This is a genomic window from Pseudonocardia wallangbongensis (assembly GCF_054486945.1).
Genome location: NZ_JBRERS010000002.1, coordinates 528,591 through 547,707, shown reverse-complemented (window position 1 = coordinate 547,707; position 19,117 = coordinate 528,591). Strand labels below are relative to the sequence as shown.

General features: G+C 72.8%; 19 protein-coding genes and 2 tRNA genes. 11 read left to right on the top strand and 10 right to left on the bottom strand.

All coding sequences use genetic code 11. The annotated features are described in order from the left end of the window. The 4 genes from ACU436_RS08880 to ACU436_RS08865 all read right to left on the bottom strand — a co-directional run bounded on the left by ACU436_RS08880 (position 1) and on the right by ACU436_RS08865 (position 5,444). On the bottom strand, positions 1–1,971 hold the full coding sequence (locus ACU436_RS08880) for a serine hydrolase domain-containing protein (RefSeq protein WP_459023475.1): 1,971 nt from the start codon (positions 1,969–1,971) through the stop codon (positions 1–3). A 356-nt stretch (positions 1,972–2,327) separates the two neighbouring features. Continuing rightward, positions 2,328–3,614, bottom strand: coding sequence for an RNA polymerase sigma factor (locus ACU436_RS08875; RefSeq protein ID WP_459023474.1), 1,287 nt, complete (start codon positions 3,612–3,614; stop codon positions 2,328–2,330). After that, positions 3,611–4,030 carry a YciI family protein gene (locus tag ACU436_RS08870; RefSeq protein WP_459024308.1) on the bottom strand — a complete coding sequence of 140 codons (420 nt, stop codon included), beginning with the start codon at positions 4,028–4,030 and terminating at the stop codon, positions 3,611–3,613. The genes ACU436_RS08875 and ACU436_RS08870 overlap by 4 nt, the downstream gene beginning before the upstream one ends. Positions 4,031–4,115: 85 nt before the next feature. Further along, a complete protein-coding gene (locus ACU436_RS08865) occupies positions 4,116–5,444 on the bottom strand; it encodes an MFS transporter (RefSeq protein ID WP_459023473.1) in 1,329 nt (442 codons plus the stop codon). Between the two features lie 214 nt (positions 5,445–5,658). On the opposite strand from ACU436_RS08865, the gene ACU436_RS08860 reads away from it, so the two are divergent. Continuing rightward, on the top strand, positions 5,659–6,045 hold the full coding sequence (locus ACU436_RS08860) for a hypothetical protein (RefSeq protein WP_459023471.1): 387 nt from the start codon (positions 5,659–5,661) through the stop codon (positions 6,043–6,045). A 13-nt stretch (positions 6,046–6,058) separates the two neighbouring features. Here ACU436_RS08860 and ACU436_RS08855 read toward each other — a convergent pair whose 3' ends face one another. After that, on the bottom strand, positions 6,059–6,619 hold the full coding sequence (locus ACU436_RS08855) for a TetR/AcrR family transcriptional regulator (protein ID WP_459023469.1): 561 nt from the start codon (positions 6,617–6,619) through the stop codon (positions 6,059–6,061). 105 nt (positions 6,620–6,724) lie between these two features. On the opposite strand from ACU436_RS08855, the gene ACU436_RS08850 reads away from it, so the two are divergent. The 3 genes from ACU436_RS08850 to ACU436_RS08840 are packed head-to-tail and all read left to right on the top strand — an operon-like array spanning position 6,725 to position 8,217. Further along, a complete protein-coding gene (locus ACU436_RS08850) occupies positions 6,725–7,327 on the top strand; it encodes a cupin domain-containing protein (protein ID WP_459023467.1) in 603 nt (200 codons plus the stop codon). Then, positions 7,293–7,466: a hypothetical protein gene (locus tag ACU436_RS08845; protein WP_459023465.1), complete on the top strand. Its 174-nt coding sequence runs from the start codon at positions 7,293–7,295 to the stop codon at positions 7,464–7,466. Before ACU436_RS08850 ends, ACU436_RS08845 begins: the two co-directional genes overlap by 35 nt. Before the next feature lie 31 nt (positions 7,467–7,497). Next, complete coding sequence (locus ACU436_RS08840; protein WP_459023463.1) at positions 7,498–8,217, top strand: hypothetical protein; 720 nt, start codon at positions 7,498–7,500, stop codon at positions 8,215–8,217. On the opposite strand, the gene ACU436_RS08835 is transcribed toward ACU436_RS08840, so the two are convergent. Beyond that, positions 8,190–8,768: a hypothetical protein gene (locus ACU436_RS08835; protein ID WP_459023461.1), complete on the bottom strand. Its 579-nt coding sequence runs from the start codon at positions 8,766–8,768 to the stop codon at positions 8,190–8,192. The two genes, ACU436_RS08840 and ACU436_RS08835, sit on opposite strands and share 28 nt — an antisense overlap. Positions 8,769–8,854: 86 nt before the next feature. On the opposite strand from ACU436_RS08835, the gene ACU436_RS08830 reads away from it, so the two are divergent. Continuing rightward, positions 8,855–9,301, top strand: a complete 447-nt coding sequence (locus tag ACU436_RS08830; RefSeq protein ID WP_459023459.1) for a MarR family winged helix-turn-helix transcriptional regulator — start codon at positions 8,855–8,857, stop codon at positions 9,299–9,301. A 158-nt stretch (positions 9,302–9,459) separates the two neighbouring features. On the opposite strand, the gene ACU436_RS08825 is transcribed toward ACU436_RS08830, so the two are convergent. Next, a tRNA-Ser gene (locus ACU436_RS08825) sits at positions 9,460–9,526 on the bottom strand. A gap of 84 nt (positions 9,527–9,610) precedes the next feature. Here ACU436_RS08825 and ACU436_RS08820 point away from each other — a divergent pair. Further along, the gene (locus tag ACU436_RS08820; RefSeq protein ID WP_459023457.1) at positions 9,611–10,555 is read left to right on the top strand and encodes a phosphotransferase family protein; all 945 of its coding nucleotides are present in this window, start codon (positions 9,611–9,613) and stop codon (positions 10,553–10,555) included. 355 nt (positions 10,556–10,910) lie between these two features. On the opposite strand, the gene ACU436_RS08815 is transcribed toward ACU436_RS08820, so the two are convergent. The 3 genes from ACU436_RS08815 to ACU436_RS08805 all read right to left on the bottom strand — a co-directional run bounded on the left by ACU436_RS08815 (position 10,911) and on the right by ACU436_RS08805 (position 12,560). Next, positions 10,911–10,982 (bottom strand) — tRNA-Arg (locus ACU436_RS08815). A gap of 34 nt (positions 10,983–11,016) precedes the next feature. Next, a complete protein-coding gene (locus ACU436_RS08810) occupies positions 11,017–11,718 on the bottom strand; it encodes a DUF305 domain-containing protein (protein ID WP_459023455.1) in 702 nt (233 codons plus the stop codon). 5 nt (positions 11,719–11,723) lie between these two features. Continuing rightward, the gene (locus ACU436_RS08805) at positions 11,724–12,560 is read right to left on the bottom strand and encodes a DUF3105 domain-containing protein (RefSeq protein ID WP_459023453.1); all 837 of its coding nucleotides are present in this window, start codon (positions 12,558–12,560) and stop codon (positions 11,724–11,726) included. A gap of 119 nt (positions 12,561–12,679) precedes the next feature. Here ACU436_RS08805 and argS point away from each other — a divergent pair, with 119 nt between their 5' ends. From argS to thrB, 5 genes are read left to right on the top strand one after another with little or no spacing between them, the layout of a single operon-like run. Continuing rightward, on the top strand, positions 12,680–14,329 hold the full coding sequence (argS, locus tag ACU436_RS08800) for an arginine--tRNA ligase (RefSeq protein WP_459023451.1): 1,650 nt from the start codon (positions 12,680–12,682) through the stop codon (positions 14,327–14,329). Then, on the top strand, positions 14,326–15,768 hold the full coding sequence (lysA, locus tag ACU436_RS08795; RefSeq protein ID WP_459023449.1) for a diaminopimelate decarboxylase: 1,443 nt from the start codon (positions 14,326–14,328) through the stop codon (positions 15,766–15,768). The genes argS and lysA overlap by 4 nt, the downstream gene beginning before the upstream one ends. A gap of 52 nt (positions 15,769–15,820) precedes the next feature. After that, positions 15,821–17,140 (top strand): homoserine dehydrogenase, encoded by a 1,320-nt coding sequence (locus tag ACU436_RS08790; RefSeq protein ID WP_459023447.1) that lies wholly within the window; start codon positions 15,821–15,823, stop codon positions 17,138–17,140. After that, positions 17,137–18,213: a threonine synthase gene (thrC, locus tag ACU436_RS08785; protein ID WP_459023445.1), complete on the top strand. Its 1,077-nt coding sequence runs from the start codon at positions 17,137–17,139 to the stop codon at positions 18,211–18,213. Before ACU436_RS08790 ends, thrC begins: the two co-directional genes overlap by 4 nt. Next, complete coding sequence (gene thrB, locus ACU436_RS08780) at positions 18,213–19,115, top strand: homoserine kinase (RefSeq protein ID WP_459023444.1); 903 nt, start codon at positions 18,213–18,215, stop codon at positions 19,113–19,115. The genes thrC and thrB overlap by 1 nt, the downstream gene beginning before the upstream one ends. Positions 19,116–19,117: the final 2 nt, after the last annotated feature.

The window sequence follows — 19,117 nt, the reverse complement described above, 5'->3', positions numbered from 1 at the left end:
TCAGTAGGACACGTCGAGCGAGAGCAGGCCGAAGCTCTGCGCGAACCACGCGGTTCCCACCAGGCCCAGCAGCAGCGACACGCTACCGAGGATCCTGATCGGGCCTGCGCGGTGCCGGGCGGAGGAGACGAGGACGAGCCCCGCCGGGAGCACCCCGGCGAGCGCCACCCACTGGGCGACCTGAAGCGCGCGGATGAGCGGCTCCGGCACATCCCCCAGGCCGGCGATGGTGAGGACGACCGCCGTCCACCCCCCGAGCGCGAGCACGGCGGCTGCCGCGGCGACCCGGGTCAGGACGCGGGCCGCGCGGGCCGGCCGCGGAGCCGCCGGAATGCGGTAGCGGCGGCGGGTCATCGCTCCGATCGGCCAGGCCAGCAGGCCGATGACCAGCACGGCCGCCGATGCCAGGACCACCGGGACCACGAGGCCGGCGTCGCGGCCGGGCCCGGTGCGCAGGAGCGTGAACGCCGACTCGAAACCGATCGCCTCGACCCGGTCTCCCACCGTGCGCATCGTGACGGTCCGCAGGCCCCCGACCTCCTGCCAGACCCAGGGCTCGACCTCGCGGTAGACGGCCGGGTACATGCTCAGCGGTCCCGGGTCGATGAGCACCGTTCCGTCCGGTCGCGCGGTGACGCGGGTCTGGCCGCTGAGCCGGAGCGCGCTGAGGAACGTGCTGTAGGGCGAACGCGCGTTCTCGTAGCTGCCTTCGGCCTGCGCGGCGTGGCTCGCCGCCGTCGGCGTCGCCGGCCGGTCCGTGGGGCCGGTCGCGGGGAAGTACCGGTCGGTGAACCCGTCGAGCAGCGACTGCCGCAGCTCGAGGGTGTCCGTCGCGCCGCGGCCGCCGCTGTTGAGCGTGACGAAGACGCCGGTCCGGTCGTCCGGGAAGAGCGTCATGTGCGAGTGGAAGTAGTCCGTGTCGCCACCGTGCCCGACGATGCGGTGGCCGCCCCGGTCCTCCTCGAACAGACCGAGCGCCATCCGGGGACCGGCGGCCAGCGTGCCGAGGGACGTCGCGTCGAGGGCGGGCCGCTTCATCAGCGCCAGGGTGTCGGGGCGGAGCAGGGCCCGATCCGGTCCGAGCTCGCCGAGCTGCGCGAGCATGAACCGACCCATGTCCGTCGCGGACGCCGACAGCGCGCCGGCGGGGGCGGGGCCCACCGTCTCGAAGGCGCCGGGCGGGTCGGAGTCGGTGACATAGCCCCGCGAGAGCCTGCCGGACAGCTCCGGCGGCAACGGCTGCGCGAAGCTCGACGACGCCATGCCGGCGCGGTCGAGCACGTTGCGCTGCACGTACGAGTCGAACGGCATTCCGCTCACCCGCTCGACGACGTAGCCGGCGAGCGTATAGCCGTAGTTGGAGTACGACGGCACGGTGCCGGGTTCGAACACCTGCTCCGGCGGGTCGACGGCGACGGTGTCGCGCAGGTCCACCCGGCGCTCACCCCGGGTGATGATGCCCTTGATCCGCTCCTCGAAACCCGCCGTGTGCGTCAGGAGGTGGCGCATCGTGATGGGAGGGTCGAACGTCCGCGGCAGGGGGAAGTCGAGGTAGGTCTGCACGTCGGCGTCGAGGTCGATCCGCCCCTGCTCGACCAGCTGCAGAACCGCGGTCGCGACGAACACCTTCGAGACCGACCCGACCCGGAAGAGCGTCCGGTCGGGGTCGACGCGCCGCGGAGCGGAACCGTCGGTGCCCGCGTCGGCCCAGCCGTACCCGCGGGCGGTGAGCAGCTGCCCGTCGTGGACCACGGTGACCGCGGCACCCGCGATGCCGGACCGTTCGAGGGCGGCCGGGACCAGCCCGTCCAGCCACGCGTCGACGTCCGGCCCGGTCAGGGCCGCGGTGCTCGGGGCGGGGACCGGCGGGGCCGGGGTCGTGGTCGCCGGGGCGCCGCAGCCGCTCACCAGCGCCACCACGGCGCAGGCGGCGGCGAGCGCCGCGAGCCCGCGCGGGGCCTTCGATGTCATGCGCCGAGCCTGTCGGGACGAGCGCGCCCGCACATCGGGCGCAGGTTCCCAGTCCGGCTTGCGACCTCCGGAGGATGCGGTGCGCCGCGGGTCGTAGGGATGCGCTGAAGAATCCCGGCGCACTGCGCGACGCCACCGGAGGCCTGGGCTCGCGGGCATGATCACGGCTTCGGTGCGGGGCCGTGGATGCACCGATCTGCTGATCAAGCCGCTCCCGGTGGAAGGGCGGCCGCCCGAGGGCCGGCAGCGCGGCCCACCCCCGGCTCCTCCGAGTACTGCCGCTGCGAGGCCGCGTCGGCGACCGGGGTATCGGTCCGATCGTTCGCCTTGCGACGACACCACGTGGCCGCCGCTCGCTACGGCCGGGGTTCGTCAGCACACTCCAGCGCCGCTCGCTTCCGTTCCAGCAGCTCCCGCTCCCGGGCGTTGCCGCAGAGGCCGGCGGCGCGGGCCAGCTCCGCCCGGGCCTCCTCCGTGCGGCCGAGCCGGGCGAGCAGCTCCCCGCGCACGCTCGGGAGGAGGTGCGATCCGGGGAGCGCGTCGGCGGCGGCGAGGCCGTCGACGATCCGAAGCGCGGCCGCGGGCCCCTCGGCCATCGAGATCGCGACCGCGCGGTTGAGGTCGACGACGGGGGAGGGCGCGAGCCGGCCGAGCGCGTCGTAGAGCAGGACGATCCGCTCCCAGTTCGTCTCCCGGACCGACGGCGCGGTGGCGTGGCACTCGGCGATCGCGGCCTGCAGGCCGTACGCGCCCAACCCGCGGCCGGCACCCCCGGCGCGGGCGAGCAGCGCGCGCCCGCGCCCGATCGCCGCCCGGTCCCAGCGCCGCCGGTCCTGGTGCTCCAGCAGCACCGGTTCGCCGTCCGGGCCGGTGCGGGCCGGGAACCGCGCCGCGGTCAGCTCCAGCAGCGCGAGCAGTCCGAGGACCTCCGGCTCGTCCGGCATCAGGTTCGCGAGGATCCGCGCCATCCGCATCGCCTCGTGCGCCAGGTCGGTGCGGATCCACTCCCGGCCCGACGTCGCCGTCGAGCCCTCGGTGAAGATCACGTACGCGACGCTGAGCACCGAGCCCAGCCGCTCGCGGCGCTCGTCCCGCGCCGGCACCTCGAACGGCACGCGCGCCGCAGCGAGGGTCTTCTTGGCCCGCGTGATGCGGGCCTGGACGGTGGCCGTCGGCACGAGGAACGCCCGGGCGATCTCGTCGCTGGTCAGGCCGCCGATCACCCGCAGCGTCAGCGCCACCCGCGCCTCCCGCGACACCACCGGGTGGCAGGCGATGAACGCCAGCGCCAGCACGTCGTCGTCGAGCCGGTCGGGGTCCCAGAGCACGTCGGCGTCCGCCGAGCCGCCGTCCTCGCCCAGCTCGCGGGCGAGGTCGGCGTACCGGTCGTCGAGCGCCGACCGGCGGCGGAACCCGTCGATGGCGCGGCGGCGGCCCACGGTGAGCAGCCAGCCCGCCGGGTTGCGGGGGACGCCGCCGCTCGGCCACGTGACGAGCGCCTCGGCCAGCGCCTCCTGGGCGAGGTCCTCGGCGAGCGCGAAGTCCCTGGTGTAGCGGGCGAGGGCGCCGACGATCCGCGCGGACTCGATCCGCCAGACCGCCTCGACCGCCCGCCGCCCGCCACCGGAGTCGGTGCGGCTCACAGCTGGCCGGTCGCCTCCCGCCAGGCCCGCTCCTTCTTGATCCACTCGTTGTCCTGCGGCAGCTCGTCGATGCTCGTCACCCGGCGGATCTCGGCCTTCGAGCCGGGGCCGGCCAGCGGAGCCCGCTTCGCCCACTCCACGGCTTCCTCCTTGGACGCGACGTCGAGGATCCAGAAGCCGCCGAACAGCTCCTTCGTCTCGCCGTACGGCCCGTCCGTCACGACGGGCGTCTCCGCCGAGTAGTCGACGACCACGCCCTCCGCGGCGTCGGCGAGCCCCTCGGCGGCCACGAGGACGCCGGCCTGGATCAGCTCGTCGTTGTACCGGCCCATCGACTCCATGATCTGGTCGAAGTCGACGTCCGCGTACGCCGCGAAGGACTCGTCGGTCGCGCGCATGATCAGCATGTACTTCACGGTCATCCCCTGGGGATCGGCGGGTCCGGTTCGGACCCTCTCACCCCCCAGGTCGAACGGGAAGCGCCGGGATCGACACCGGATCTCACTGATCGTCGATGGATGCCTGAACGGACGGTTCGGGGTCGTACACCTTGCCCGGCCCCGGCATCGCGAGCAGGGCGATCAGCGAGACCACCGCACAACCGACGATGTACCAGCTGATCCAGGTGCTGGACCCCGTCGACTGCAGGATCGCCGCGGCGATCAGCGGCGCCGGACCGCCGGCGATGACCGAGGCGAGCTGGTAGCCCAGGCCGGCTCCGCTGTAGCGGACGTTGGTGCCGAAGCTCTCCGCGATGAGCGCAGCCTGCGGGCCGTACTGCATGTCGTGGAACACCAGCGACAGGACGATCGCGAGCACGATCAGCCCCGAGGCGCCGGTGTTCAGCAACCCGAAGTACGGGAACGCGAACAGGCCGACGCAGACGACCCCGATCCCGTACATCAGCTTGCGGCCGATGATGTCGGACAGGTGGCCGAACAGCGGCACGCTCACCAGCCCGATCGCCGCGGCGATCAAGGTGGCGTTCAGCAGCTCACCGCGCTCCAGCCCGATCTCCTGCGTGCCGTAGGTCAGCACGAACGTGACGAACAGGTAGAACGGCGCCTGCTCCGACATTCGCACGAACGCGGAGACGAGGATGTCCCGCCACTGCTTCTGGATGACCTCGACGAGCGGGCGGTGGGCGACGGTCTTCTTCTTCTTGACCGCTGCGAACTCCGGGCTCTCCAGCACGCGCAGCCGGACGTAGAGGCCCACGGCGATCAGCAGGATGCTCACCAGGAACGGCACGCGCCATCCCCAGGTGAGGAAGTCCGGCCCGGTCAGCGACGACATGATCGCGACCATGGCCGTGGACAGCAGCAGGCCGATGGGCACGCCGAGCTGCGGCCAGCTCGCGTAGAACCCGCGGCGTTCGCGCGATCCCCACTCCATCGCCAGCAGCACCGAGCCGCCCCACTCGCCGCCGACCGCGATGCCCTGCAGCAGGCGCAGCACGGTGAGCAGGACCGGCGCCGCCACGCCGATGGCCGCGTATCCGGGCAGCACGCCGATCAGGGCGGTGCCGATCCCCATGATGAGCAACGTGGCGATCAGCGTGGCCTTGCGGCCGATCCGGTCGCCGTAGTGACCGAAGATCGCGGCCCCGACGGGCCGGGCCGCGAACCCGACGAACTGCGTGCCGAACGCCGCGAGCACCCCGACGTAGGGGTCCTCGCCCGGGAAGAAGATGTGGGGGAAGACGAGCGCCGCCGCGGTGCCGTACAGGAAGAAGTCGTACCACTCGATGGCGGTCCCGACCGTGCTGGCGACGACGGCGCGGCGCCGTTGCGATCGGATCAACGGGGCGGGTGCAGCGTCTGTGCTCATGGCGGACTCTCCGATCCTGTGCCTTGGCACCACGGGCTGGTCGGGTTGCCGCCTTGCCGGCAGCACTGCCGACCGAGCACAAACTCGTCCACTTGCGCCCCGCTGTCAATTGCTGATCAGCAACCGGTCGGGAACGGCAGGGTCTTGTGTTTGCCGACCGCTCTTCGTCTACTACCGGAGTCGCACGACCCATCGGTGCCGGAGGAGCGGACGCATGATCACGAAAGACGCCGTCATGGCGGTCCTGCACGTCACGGCACCGCCCGGCGTGGACCCGTACGCGATCGAGGCCGAGCTGGCCAGGGCGATCAGCGCCCGCCGCAAGCTCGCGATGACCGCGGAGGTCTCCCGGGCCGAGGACGTCCGCCCGAAGCTCGGCACCGTGCCCCACCGCCACGGGTTCGTCGCCGTCCTCTCGCTCGCCGACGGGACGTCGTGGGACCGGGACGAGATCGCGAAGCGCGTGCAGAAGACCGTGCGGAAGGCGTTGCGCCGCCGCTTCGGCGAGGACGTGTCCGCGCGGGTGTCCATCGCGGTCACCCCGGCCGAGCAGTCGGTCTACTGGTGCACGTTGCGGGGCACGCCGCACCGGCAGCACTGAACGGCGCCCGCGGTCATGACGGCAGGAAGACCGCGGTCGCCTCGTCGGCGAGTTCGGCGGAGCGCGGGGCGTCCGGATCGGTCTGTGCCAGGTGCATCAGCCCGAGGATGGCCGCGTAGGCGACCCGCGCCCGGGCCGCCGCCCGGTCCGGTGGGAGGCCGAGCTCCCGGTAGGTGCGGGTCAGGAGCTCCAGCCGGGCTCGGTTCACCCGGCGAACCACGTCCCCGACCCGGGGGTCGTTGCGGTCGCCGAGCAGGCTCAGGTGCACCGATGGCGCCAGTGGCCGGACGGCGTGCACCACGGTGGTGAGCAGCACGCGCAACCGCTGTGCCGGGTCGGCGATCGCGGCGAGCTCGGCGAGTCCCGCGTCGCTGTGGCTTCGCTCCCACTCCGCGAGTGCCGCCGCGATCAGCTCGTCCCGGTTGCGGTAGTGCGCGTAGAAGCTGCCCTTGGTCACGCCGAGCGTCCGTGCCAGCGGTTCGATCCCGACCGCGGCGAGCCCGCCGTCCGCGATCGCCTTCAGCGCTGCCCGCGCCCAGTCCTGGGCGGACAGCCGCGTCGACTCGCTCACCACCGGCAGGAGGATACGCCGGCGTATTGACCGGTTCGCGAGACCAGCATACGGTGGCGTATCAATACGCACCCGTATCAATACGCAACCGTACGGAGGAGCGACCGGATGGAGCACGTGAGGATCCGTCGAGTGGTCACCGGGCACGACTCCGCGGGCAAGGCCCGCGTGGTCGACGACCGTGATGTCGAGCCCATCACGTCCGACCTGATGCCCGGCTGTGCGGCCTACCGCCTGTGGGGTCGGGACGAGCGGCCCGCGTTCCCGGACGACGGCTCACCGCACCGCGCGGAGGCGTACTACCCGCCCCGGGGCGGATCGCGATTCATGATCAACACGATCCCGCCGGGCGAGCTGGTCCCGCCTCCCGGTCTGGATGTGGCCGCGGCGTTGGCCGATCTGGAGCGCCTGATGCCGGGCGCGATGGCCGCGAACGAGCCCGACGTCCCGGGACTGCACACCACCGACAGCATCGACTACGTGCTGGTCGTCACGGGTGAGGTCACACTGGAACTCGACGACGGCGAGCGGACGGTCCTGCGGGCGGGTGACACGGTCGTCCAGAACGGCACCCGGCACGCCTGGCGCAACCACGGCACCGAGTCCTGCACGATCGTCGGCATCGCGATCGGCGCGGACCGCATCACGACAACCGAGGCGACCGAGGAGGCAGCTGATGGCCGGCGAGCACGAGGAGTTCCGGTCCGGTGACATCATCCGAATCGCACTGCCGGACTCCGACGATGAGTTGCAGTTCATCAGCGGCGACGTGCGCGACGACGGCGGCGCGGAGGCCGCGTCGCTGATACCCGATCCGGAGAACGCGGACGCCGCCCTGCCGTGGGAGTAGCGGGCGGACACGGCCGCGGAGAGGGGACGATGTGAACGCGCTCTCGGGGTCGATCGCCGACGAGTGGGGGCGAGAACCCGCCCTCGTGTTCCACGAGGTCCTGACGGCCGCCGGCGCCCGGCCGGGACGCTGCGACCGCCTCGCGGGACAACCGATCGGATCGACGTTCGTCCCGGTCGGGGCCGTCGTGGGCACCGTCGGTCGGCCCGGGCAGTTCACCCAGCGCTTCCAACCGCTCACCGAGTCGTCGCGCGTGCGGTTGGACCGTCTCGCCGAGCACGTGGCACACGGCGGGTCGGTGCCGCCGATCCGGCTCCTGCGCATCGGCGCGCTGTACTTCGTCCTCGACGGCCACCATCGCGTCGCGCTCGCGCGGGTGTCCGGCCGACACGCCATCGCCGCCTCGGTGCAGCCGGTGTGCACGGTCGCCGCCGTCGAGTTCGGTCTGCGGCGCGAGCAGTTGCCCCTCAAGGCCGCCGAACGCGACTTCCTCCGAGCCGTCCCACTCCCGGACGCCGCCACCACCCGGATCCGGCTCTCCCGCCCAGCGGACTACCGGGAACTGGCCGACCGGGCCCGCCGGTGGTGCCGGTCGCATGGCTTGGATCACGGCGGCGACGATGCCCCGCTGCCGCCCGCGGCGGCCGCCGCGTGGTGGCACCTCGCGGTGAGGCCCGATGCCCGGGGCCGGGCCGCCACCCCGGTCGCGCTCTTCGCCGCCACCTACCTCGCCGGGTCGCCCGACGAGTAGCCGGGATGGACCCCGTGATCGTCGCCGTGGGGCCCTTGCCGACGGCTGCCAGGCCCCAGGACGAGCAGGAGGCCGACGATCACGGCCGCGAGCATGAGCAGGGCTGTGGCGACGTTGTTCGGCACGCCGAGCGATCGGGCTTCGTCGATGCCGGGGGCGTACACGGGGTCGCCGGCGAAGTAGTACGAGGTGCCGGGCCAGCACCCGGCGGCGATCAGCGCGATCCAGAACGCGCTCGCGAGGTAGCCGCCCATCGCCATGGTGAAGCGATCGGTGACCGGACGGGCGAGCAGGCACACCAGCGCGCCGCCGCCCAGGGCGATGGCGGCCAGGAGCGAGATCGCTGCGTGCAGCTTGGCGTGGGGTAGCCAGGCGGGATTCTGCATGTGGGCGCCTCCGAGCACGACGCCGTCGAGGAGCACCGGCAGCACCACCGTGACCGCCGCGACGATCACCAAGAGGGCTCGGCCGATCCTGGCCCGCCGGCTCGTGGCGGAGCTGTCGGCGAGGGGGGCAGGCGGTGTGGCCGGGGACGTCGGGAAGTCGGGCATCGGATCTCCTCATCAGGTCGGCGCGGAGATTGTTACACATGTAACTGCTACATGTGAAGCAGTACCGGTTGAGCTAGGGTGCTGCCATGAGCGCCGCGCCGGTGCCCGATGAGCTCCCGCCCTACGCCGTGGGACAGCTGCTGCGCCGGGCCCACAGCCGGGCCGCCCGGGCGTTCGCCGGTGCGCTGGCCCCGCTGGGGATCGAGGGCCGCCACTTCGGCGTGCTCCTGATCCTCGCCGGCGACGGGCCGCAGACCCAGCGGGACCTGGTGGAGCGCGTGGGAAGCGATCGGGTGTCGATGATGCGAATCGTCGACGACCTCGAGGCCCGGGAGCTCGCGGTGCGCCGCCCGGTCCCCGGGGACCGGCGGCTGCGTGCGGTCGAGCTGACCGACCGCGGCCGGGAGGTCTTCCGCGCCGCCGAGAAGTCCGCCCGCCGGACCAGCGAGGGGCTGCTCGCCCACCTCGAGCCGGCCGAGCGGACCGCGCTCACGGGACTGCTCGTGCGGTTCCTCCAGGAGGCGGAGCCGTAAGCCGCACAGCGGGCGCGGTGGGATCGGCGGGTCGAGCAGTCCCCGAAGCCGATCCCCGACCGACCGCCGCTGCTGTCACCACGAGCCGGTCAGGACGCGACAAGGTCGGCCCCCAACCTGTTCCAGCAGTGAGGGGCCGTTTCGTGTGGTCACCGTGATGGTGCCCCGGCAGGATTCGAACCTGCGCTCCCGACTCGGGAGGCCGGCTTTCCTGGCGACGGGTTCGTGTATCGGAATCGACTGGAGTTCGGAAGCTCACTCATCGAAAACCCCTATCGCCGCTGGCCCCTGACGAATAGGCTCGCGCTCGTGACCGACGGCGACTGGAGGGATGGCGGGTTCATACGGCGTCGGCCCTCCGTGGAGACTCTCGCCTGGGTTGCGGCGTCGATGGGTCGGGGCAGTCGCATCGTCGGCTATCGCCGATTGACCGGTGGCGTCTGCTCCGCTGTGAATCGGTTGACTGTCGAGCGACGTGGAATGCGAACGTTCGTCGTACTGCGGCAGTACCCGGGCGGGCTTGGCCTGCAGGGGAGTTTGGAGAAGGAGATCGCCAACCTTGGTGTGGTGGCGGGAAGCGGGCTCCCGGTTCCGGGCATCCTGGCTACTGATGTTGCCGGTGCTTCGACGGGGGGCGCGCCATCGTTGCTGATGACACGGTTGCAGGGGCATGTTCACCTCAGTCCGGCGGAGCCTCGGTCGTGGATGACGAGGATCGCGGAGATTGCTGTATTACTGCATTCCCTCGATCTCCCCGCGAAGATATTCAGACCTTGGAAGGATTCTTGGATCGCTCCTCTTGGTGGGTTCCAGGTACCCATCGACGCACCGAAGCCGGCTGTGTGGAAGGCGGCGTTTGGTGTCATGACGGCGCCGCCGCCAAAGGACACTGCCGTCTTTCTGCACTGCGATCTCCTGCCTGTCAACATGCTGTGGTCGCGCGGGAGGATTACTGGGCTGACCGACTGGAACTCCATCCATCGCGGGGCGCGCGCGATTGACGTCGGGCACTGTCGGCGATACTTGGCGGCGCTCTACTCGCCCGAGTGGTCGGAGCAGCTTCGGTCGCTCTACGAGTCGATCGCCGGGGTGACTCTCGATCCGTGGTGGGACCTGTATGCCCTGCTGCACCATGACGATAGCGGCCCGAAGTGGATCTGCAGTCAGGTCGCTGGGCGCCGTCCCGTCGATGTGCCCGGCATGACTTCCCGGGTCGAGGTCGCTGTCGAGACAGCGCTACGGCGCCTCGGATGACTGTGGGATCCCGCTGGTCGCCCTCCGGACGCGATCGCGCGTCGCCGAGTTGAGCAGGCGCTCGGGCACCTGGGGCGGCCGTACCGGCGAACTTGGGCGCGTATTGGGCGTAGACGGCCGCCCACGGCCGGTCAAGGCTGGCGACAGGCGGACATGACAAGATCGGCCCCTCGCCCAGCTCGTACAGGTGAGAGGCCGATTCTCGTGGTCAAGTGATGGTCCCCCGGGCGGCGCGAGGTTGGGGGGTCCGGGGGGCGGAGCCCCTCCGGCAGGGGGTCTGGGGGCTTGGCCCCCAGAAGGCACGAACACTCGATGTCTGCTCGCGCTCTCCGCGAGCAGACATCGGCCAATCGAGTGCCCCCGGCAGGATTCGAACCTGCGCTCCCGCCTCCGGAGGGCGGTGCTCTATCCCCTGAGCTACGGGGGCCGTGCGATGGAGCAACCCTAGCGCACGCCCGGATCTAGAGCGGCAGGGGTTGCCCCCCGCGTTCGGTGAGCAGCTGGCGCAGGTAGTCGGCCTCGGTGGTCTGGGAACGGAGCATCTGCGAGGCGAGGTTGCGGACCTGCGGCACGGCGGCGTGCTGGGCGCTGTACTCGAGCATGCCGGCGCCGCCCTGGTGGTGGCGGAGCATGAGCTGCAGGAAGAGGACGTCGAGCTGGGGGCCGGTGGCGGCGCGCAGGGCGGTGAGCTCCTGGTCGTCGGCCATGCCAGGCATGGTGGCGACGCCGCCCGCGGGCATGGGGGAGTGCATGTGCGTCGGCTCGGTCATCCAGGCCATGTGCTTGCCGCCCGTCGGCAGCGACGGGGCGCCCCACAGCTCCAGCCACCCCTGCATGCGGCCGATCTGGGAGGTCTGGGTGGCCGCGATGTCGGAGGCGATCTGGTGGACGTAGGGGTCGCTGGTGTGGTCGCGCTCCCACGAGGCCATCGTCACAGCCTGCTCGTGGTGCACGGTCATGTCCTGGGCGAACCCGACGTCCACCGAGTCGACGGCGGGGACGGCGGGCGCGCCCGAGCCGGGGACGCCGCTGATGAGCAGCCCGCCGGCGGCCCCGAGCAGCAGCAGCCCGACGACGGCGACGACGGCCAGGACGGGACGGATCCAGCGGGCCTCCTGCGGGGCGGGCTGCCCTGCCTCGGCCGGTGCTGTGGAGGTGCTCACAGCCATCACGAACCGGGGGCCGGTGCCGGTGCCGGGGCGGCCCCGCCCGGCGCCATGCCGCCCGGTGCGGCCCCGTCCGGTGTCGGCTGGCCGGCGGTCTCCGGGTACGCGCCCGGCGAGCCGGGAGCCGGGGCCGGTTCGAACGGTGGCGGGCTGTCCTGCTGGAAGCCGCCCTCCTGCGGGCCGATCTCGTTGCAGCTCGCGCCGGGCTCCGGGTACTGGTACTGGTTCAGCCGCAGGGCGGTGATGAACTGGTCGATCCGCGGGTCGTTCGCGTCGGCCAGCTTGAGCTGGTGGCCCCAGGACTGCAGCGAGATCGGCTGGTCGAGTCCGGGGAAGGGGGACATCAGCATGTAGGGCTGGCCCTCCACCTTGCTGCGCAGCGTGTCCAGCGCGGGCCCGGTGACCTGGTCCGGGTTGTAGGCGATCCAGATGGAGCCGTGCTCCATCGAGTGCACCGCGTTCTCGCTGCGGATGGCCTCCGGGTAGACGACGCCGGTGCAGGTGGCCCAGCTGTAGTCGTGGGCGCCGCCCATCGGCGGGGCGTGGGTGTAGGCGACGTGGGTGGTCCGGTCGACGTGCAGCCCGCCCTCGTACGGCTGGACCTGCACGCCGGGGATCTGCGTGGACGGGTCCTGCTTCTCCGCGGTGGGCGTGAACGGCGCCATGGCGTTGGCCTGCGCCTCGTTCTCCTGGCCGCGCATGAACGCGTAACCGAAGACGACGCCGGCGAAGAGCGCGACGACGACGACGGCCGCGATGAGTCCCCACGGGGTGGACTTCTGGACGACCACCGTCGGGCGGGACTTGCGTGCGGCCTTGCTCGTCTTACCGCTGACCATGAACCGTCCAGACCTCGGAATCGGGGCGTCGCACCCGTCACTCCGACGGCCCCTTGCGAGAACGCAGTGTAGGTGCGGCGCATGAGAAACCCGTGAGCGCACCTGCCTAAACTTGACTGGTGACTCCCGACGTGCTTGCCGAACTGGTCCGTGCCGCTGCGTCCGACGTGCTGACGCGACGCGGCCTGGACCTGACGGCGCTGCCCGCGGACGTCACCGTGGAGCGGCCGCGCAACCCCGAGCACGGCGACTACGCCACCAACGTGGCCATGCGCACCGCGAAGAAGGCCGGTGTCTCCCCGCGGGACCTCGCGGGCTGGCTGGCCGAGGAGCTGGCCGGGCGTGCGGGCGTGGCCGGCGCCGAGGTGGCCGGGCCGGGGTTCATCAACCTCCGGCTGGCCGCCGACGCGCAGGGCGCGGTCGTCGGGAACGTGGTCGCGGCGGCCGAGGGCTACGGCACCGGCGACGACTACGCGGGGCGCAACGTCAACCTGGAGTTCGTCTCCGCCAACCCGACGGGCCCGCTGCACATGGGTGCCACCCGCTGGGCGGCGGTCGGCGACGCGCTGGGCCGCGTGCTGACGGCGCGGGGAGCCAAGGTCACGCGCGAGTACTACTTCAACGACGCGGGCGCCCAGATCGACCGGTTCGTCGGGTCCCTGGTGGCGGCCGCCCAGGGTCGGCCGACCCCGGAGAACGGATATGCCGGCGCGTACATCGGGGAGGTCGCCCAGCAGGTCGTGGCGGCGGAACCGGGTGTGCTGGACCTGCCCGACGCCGAGCGGGACGAGGCGTTCCGGCGCGTGGGCGTCGGGCGGATGTTCGACAGCATCAAGAGCACGCTGCACGACTTCGGCACCGACTTCGACGTGTTCTTCCACGAGCAGTCGCTGCACGAGTCGGGCGCGGTCGACGCGGCCGTCCAGCGGCTGAAGGACTCCGGCGCCCTCTACTTCGCCGACGGCGCGTGGTGGCTGCGCTCCAAGGACTTCGGCGACGACAAGGACCGCCCGGTCATCAAGAGCGACGGCAACCCGGCCTACATCGCGGGTGACCTGGCCTACCTGCTCGACAAGCGCTCGCGCGGCTTCGACCTGTGCATCTACATGCTCGGCGCCGACCACCACGGCTACGTCGGCCGGCTCAAGGCGGCGGCCGCGGCCTTCGGCGACGACCCGGGCGTGGTCGAGGTGCTGATCGGGCAGCTGGTCAACCTCGTCAAGGACGGCAAGCCGGTGCGGATGAGCAAGCGCGCGGGCAACACGGTCACGATGGACGACCTGGTCGAGGCCGTCGGCGTCGACGCGGCGCGGTACTCGCTGGTGCGCTCGTCGGCCGACTCGCCGCTCGACATCGATCTCGACCTGCTCGTCAAGCGCTCGAACGACAACCCGGTCTTCTACGTGCAGTACGCGCACGCCCGGCTGGCGTCGCTCGCCCGCAACGCCGCCGACCTGGGCGTCGAGCCGGGCGAGGACTACGGCCTGCTGGAGCACCCGCGCGAGGGCGACCTGATCCGCACGATCGGTGAGTTCCCCGGCGTCGTGGCGGCCGCCGCCGAGCTGCGCGAGCCGCACCGGGTGGCCCGCTACCTCGAACAGCTGGCGAGCGCCTACCACAAGTTCTACGACACGTGCCGCGTGCTGCCGATGGGCGACGAGGAGGTCAGCGACCTGCACCGCGCCCGCCTCGCGCTCTGCGTCGCCGCGCGCCAGGTCCTCGCCAACGGCCTCGGGCTGCTGGGTGTCTCGGCTCCGGAGCGGATGTGAACGCGCACCCCGCCGGCCCGCTGCACGCCGGCATCTCGGTACCCCCGGAGACCGCGGGGCTCCGCCCGCAGGACGCCGCCGGGCTCGACGAGCTCGCGCCCGCCGTCTGGCCGCGGAGCGCGGCCCGCGGTGCGGGCGGCGCGCTGGAGGTCGCGGGCGTCGACGTCCGCGACCTCGCCGAGCGCTACGGCACCCCGCTCTTCGTGATCGACGAGGCCGACTTCCGCTCCCGCGCGGCCGAGTTCGCCGCCGCGTTCGGGGCGGAGGCGGTGCACTATGCGGCGAAGGCGTTCCTGTGCACCGAGGTGGCGCGCTGGGTCGCCGATGAGGGCCTCTCCCTGGACGTCGCGAGCGGCGGCGAGCTGGCCGTCGCGCTGCGCGCCGGGTTCCCGCCGGAGCGGATCGCGCTGCACGGCAACAACAAGTCGATCGACGAGCTCGTGGCCGCCGTGGAGGCGGGGGTGGGCCGGGTCGTGCTCGACTCGTTCCACGAGATCGCCCGGCTGGACGCGGTGGCGCGCGAGCGCGGCGTCGTCGTGCCGGTGATGGTCCGGCTGACGGTGGGCGTCGAGGCGCACACGCACGAGTTCATCGCCACCGCCCACGAGGACCAGAAGTTCGGCTTCTCGATCTCCGGTGGTGAGGCGAGCGCGGCCGCCGAGGCCGTGCGGCGGGTGCTCGCGGCCGGCGGGCTGGCGCTCGTGGGCCTGCACAGCCACATCGGCAGCCAGATCTTCGACACCGAGGGCTTCGAGGTGGCGGCCCACCGCGTCGTGCGGTTCCTCGCGCGGCTGCACAAGGAGCACGGCGGCGACGCCGTGGCGGCGCTCACCACCCTCGACCTCGGCGGCGGGTTCGGCATCGCCTACCGCGCCGACGAAACCCCGGTCGACGTGCCGGAGCTGGCCGAGGAGCTGCGCTCGATCGTCAAGCGGGAGTGCCACGCCGAGGACCTGGTCGTGCCGCACATCGCGGTGGAGCCGGGCCGGGCGATCGCCGGACCGGCCGGCATCACGCTGTACGCCGTGGGCACGCTCAAGGACGTGCCGCTGGGTGGGGCGTCGGCGCGGCGGTACGTGAGCGTCGACGGCGGCATGAGCGACAACATCCGCACCGCGCTCTACGACGCGGTGTACGACTGCCGGCTCGCCTCGCGGTCGTCCGAGCGCGACGGGAGCGGCGACGCGGTGCTCTCGCGGGTGGTCGGCAAGCACTGCGAGAGCGGCGACGTCGTGGTGCGCGACTGCTGGCTGCCCGCCGACCTCGCCCCCGGCGACCTGCTGGCGGTGGCCGCCACCGGCGCCTACTGCTACTCGATGGCGAGCTCCTACAACCGCCTGCCGCGGCCCGCGGTGGTGGCCGTGCGCGACGGCGAGGCGCGGCCCCTGCTGCGCCGGGAGACGCTCGAGGACCAGTTCCGGCTGGAGGTCTCGTCGTGAGGCCGCCCACCCGGGGTGCCGCTCGCGAGTGCGCACCAGCGAGGATCGGGGCGTGAAACCGATCCGCGTGGCGATGCTGGGCTGTGGCACCGTCGGCCGGGAGGTCGTGCGGCTGCTGCACGAGCAGGCCGGCGAGCTGGCAGCCCGCGCCGGTGCCCCACTCGAGCTGGCCGGGGTGGCCGTGCGCCGCCGGCACAAGCACGCCGACCTCGGCGACCTGATCACCGCCGACGCGTCCGGCCTGGTCACCCGCGACGACGTGGACGTGGTCGTCGAGGTGATCGGCGGCATCGAGCCGGCGCGCGCGCTGCTGCTGGAGGCGCTGAAGGCCGGGAAGTCGGTGGTCACCGCCAACAAGGCGCTGCTCGCCGAGGACGGCGCCGCGCTCGCCGAGGCCGCCGACGCCTCGGGGGCCGACCTCTACTACGAGGCCTCCGTCGCGGGCGCGATCCCGCTGCTGCGCCCGCTGCGCGAGTCGCTGGCCGGGGACCGGATCATGCGCGTCGCCGGCATCGTGAACGGCACCACGAACTTCATCCTGTCCGCGATGGCCGCCTCCGGGGCGAGCTACGCCGACGCGCTCGAGGAGGCCACGCGGCTGGGCTACGCCGAGGCCGACCCGAGTGCCGACGTCGACGGCTACGACGCGGCGTCCAAGGCGGCGATCCTCGCGTCGCTGGCCTTCCACACCCGCGTCACAGCGGCCGACGTGCACTGCGAGGGCATCCGCGCGGTCACCGCGGGGGACATCGCGGCCGCGTCGGCGATGGGCTGCGTGATCAAGCTGCTGGCGATCTGCGAGCGGACACCCGGCGAGGAGTCGACGCCCGAGTCGGTCTCGGCGCGCGTGTACCCCGCGATGATCCCCGCCGCACACCCGCTCGCGGCCGTCGACGGGGCCTTCAACGCCGTGTTCGTCGAGGCCGAGGCCGCGGGTCAGCTGATGTTCTACGGGCAGGGCGCGGGTGGCGCGCCCACGGCGAGCGCCGTGCTCGGCGACCTCGTCGCGGTGGCCCGCAACCGGGTGCTCGGCGGGCGCGGGCCGCGGGAGTCGGCGTACGCGAGCCTGCCGGTCCGGCCGATGGGCACGCTGCGCACGCGCTACCACGTCAGCCTCGAGGTCGCCGACCGCGCCGGCGTGCTGTCGACGATCACCGGCGAGTTCGCCCGCCACGGCGTCAGCATCGCCGCGGCCCGGCAGACGGGCGAGGGCGACGGCAACGCCTCCGCGCGGATCGTCGTCGTGACGCACCGGGCGCCGGAGGCGGCGCTCGCCGCCACGGTTGAGGTGCTGGCCGGGCTCGACGTCGTGCACGGTGTCCACAGCGTGCTTCGGGTCGAGGACCTGGGCCGGAAGGGAGTTGCGGGATGACCGCCGCGCAGAAGCTCACCCGCTGGCCGGGGGTGATCGAGGCCTACCGGGAGCGGATGCCGGTCCAGGAGGGCTGGACCGTCGTCACGCTCGGCGAGGGCGGCACGCCGTTGCTGCCCGCGCCACACCTGTCCGCGGCCACCGGCTGCGAGGTCCTCCTGAAGGTCGACGGCGCGAACCCCACGGGGTCGTTCAAGGACCGCGGGATGACGATGGCGGTCACGCACGCGCTCGCCGAGGGGAAGCAGGGCGTGCTGTGCGCGTCCACCGGCAACACCTCCGCCTCCGCCGCCGCCTATGCGACGCGCGCGGGGATGACCTGCGCCGTCCTCGTGCCGAGGGGCAAGATCGCGCTCGGCAAGCTGGCGCAGGCCGTGGCGCACGGCGCCCGGATCCTGCAGATCGACGGCAACTTCGACGACTGCCTCGAGCTCGCGCGCAAGACCACGGCCGACTACCCGGTCGCCGCGCTCGTCAACTCCGTGAACCCCACCCGGATCGCCGGCCAGGCGAGCGCGGCGTACGAGATCTGCGACGAGCTCGGCCGCGCCCCCGACGTGCACTGCCTGCCGGTGGGCAACGCGGGCAACATCACCGCGTACTGGCAGGGATACCGCGCCTACCTCGCCGACGGGCTGATCCACACGCCGCCGCGGATGTTCGGGTTCCAGGCCGCGGGCGCCGCGCCGCTCGTGCACGGCGAGCCGGTGGTGGCGCCGGAGACCATCGCCACCGCGATCCGGATCGGCGCGCCGGCCTCGTGGGCGGGCGCCATGAAGGCCCGCGACGAGTCCGACGGCCGCTTCGCCGCCGTCACCGACGACGAGATCCTCTCCGCATACCGGCTCCTCTCGGCGCGCGAGGGCGTGTTCGTCGAGCCCGCGTCGGCCGCGAGCGTCGCCGGGCTGCTGCAGTCCGCCGCGGACGGCACGTTGCCCCGCGGCTCGCTCGTCGTGTGCACCGTCACGGGCCACGGCCTGAAGGACCCGGACACGGCACTGCTCGCGGCGCCCGAGCCCACCGTGGTGCCGATCGACCCGGGCGCCGTCGCCGCGGCGCTGGAACTGGGCTGATGGGGCGGCCCCGCGAGGTCCGGCTGCGGGTGCCGGGCTCGTCGGCGAACCTCGGGCCCGGCTTCGACACGCTCGGGCTCGCCCTCGGCCTCCACGACTCGGTCGAGGTGGCGGTGGCGTCCGACGGCATCGCGATCGAGGTGACCGGCGAGGGCGCGGGGCGCGTCCCGTGCGACGAGGCGCACCTCGTGGCCAGGGCGATGCGCACGGCATGGGACGTCGTCGGGGATGCCCCGCCCGGTATCCGCATGCGCTGCCACAACGCGATCCCGCACTCGCGGGGGCTGGGCAGCTCGGCGGCCGCCGCGGTGGCGGGTGCCACGGCGGCCGTGGTGCTGGCCGGGCGGGACGCCGAGCTGGAGCGGGACACCATCCTGCAGGTCGCGGCCGGTATGGAGGGTCACGCGGACAATGCGGCGGCCAGCCTGCTCGGCGGGTTCGTCATCGCGTGGGACGCCGGCGGGAATACCGCGCAGCGGTTCAGCGCTGTACGCCTCGAGTTGCATCCGGGCATCCACCCGGTCGCACTCGTCGCGGGAACTGAATCGCTCACCAGCACCACGCGCGGGCTGTTGCCCGACCGCGTGCCGCTGGTCGACGCGGCCTTCACCGGCAGCCGCACCGCGCTCGCCGTGCTGGCCTTCACCCAGCGCCCCGAGCTGCTGTTGCCGGCCACCGAGGACCGGCTCCACCAGAACTACCGGCGCCCGGCCTATCCGCTGTCGGCCGACCTGGTCGGCACGCTGCGTGACCGCGGCATTCCGGCCGCGATCTCGGGCGCCGGTCCCACCGTGCTGGCCCTCACCGCCGACGGCATCCTGCCCCCGGACCTGGACCTGCACGGGTTCACCGCCCACGCGCTGCCCGTCGACGAGACGGGTGCGACGGTCGAGATCGGCTGATC